This is a genomic window from Corynebacterium sp. 13CS0277 (assembly GCF_002994655.1).
Taxonomy (GTDB): Bacteria; Actinomycetota; Actinomycetes; order Mycobacteriales; family Mycobacteriaceae; genus Corynebacterium.
Genome location: NZ_PPDL01000061.1, coordinates 1 through 1074 on the forward strand (window position 1 = coordinate 1; position 1074 = coordinate 1074).

Genomic DNA, 1074 nt, shown 5'->3' on the forward strand with positions numbered 1-1074 from the left:
GGCAGTGTCATACCCTGTAAGCAAAATCTGAGCTTGAGAAGGTCTTGACATGACAACCGCCACCACCACTACCGAGCCCACCCCCTCGGATGCGAAGCCCATCCGCAGACGGCGCCCCTTGACCAACGACGACCGCGCCACCATCGCCGTCCTGAACGCCCGAGGCTGCACTCTGACTGAGATCGCTGCCGCCATTGACCGCAACGTCTCCGTGGTGTGCCGGGAGATCGGACGCAACCGCAACAAAAACGGCACGTACAAGCCCCTGACCGCAGCCAAGCGCGCAGCCAAACGACGCGCACGCCCACAGCAGCGCCGTATCGACGCCAACCCAGCGCTGTACGCCAGGGTGTGCCGGGACTTGAGCCACGGAGTCAACCCCCGAGAAATCTCCGATAGGCTGCGTAAAGAGGCCGAAGACCCCACAGTCGGCCCGCCACCGGGATCGGTGGATGCGAAAGGAGCAACCATCAGCCACGAAGCCATCTACCAGTGGTTTTACGCACTGCCGGCCGGAGAACTCAAGCGCGAGTTGCTCAAGCTGCGGCGGGGTCGGACAAGCCGAAAGCCCAGGTCGCCGAAGTCGCAGCGACAGGCCCGAATCCCGAACATGACGCTGATCGATGAGCGCCCCGAACGCCTCGAAGATCGGGCCGTGCCTGGCTCCTGGGAAGGCGATCTCATCATCGGTAAAAATGGCCACTCAGCAGTGATGACGCTGGTGGAACGGTGCAGTCGTTACCTGATCCTCAAGGCGCTGCCGCTGGGGAAGAACTCTGCAAGTGTTGCCGACGTGCTCATCGACACTGTCCAGGAGATTGATCCTGGTGTGTTTCGTGCGCTGACCTGGGATCAGGGCACTGAGATGGCTCAGCATGAGTTGGTGACCAAGACGGTGGGGTTGCCGGTGTACTTCGCTCATCCGCACTCGCCGTGGGAGCGCGGTACGAACGAGAACACGAATCGTTTGGTGCGTGAGTATCTGCCGAAGGGGACGGTGTTGCCCACCGATCAGGAGCTGCTGGACATGATCGCGAACGAGATCAATATCCGTCCCCGGCGGTGTTTGGATTC

At 61.5% G+C, this 1074-nt stretch carries 1 protein-coding gene; it reads left to right on the forward strand.

Translation table 11 applies throughout. The features are described 5' to 3' along the window. Nucleotides 1-49: 49 nt before the first annotated feature. Nucleotides 50-1074, forward strand: a 1025-nt coding sequence (locus tag C1Y63_RS12420; RefSeq protein ID WP_106016754.1) for an IS30 family transposase, incomplete at its 3' end; no start/stop codon positions are given.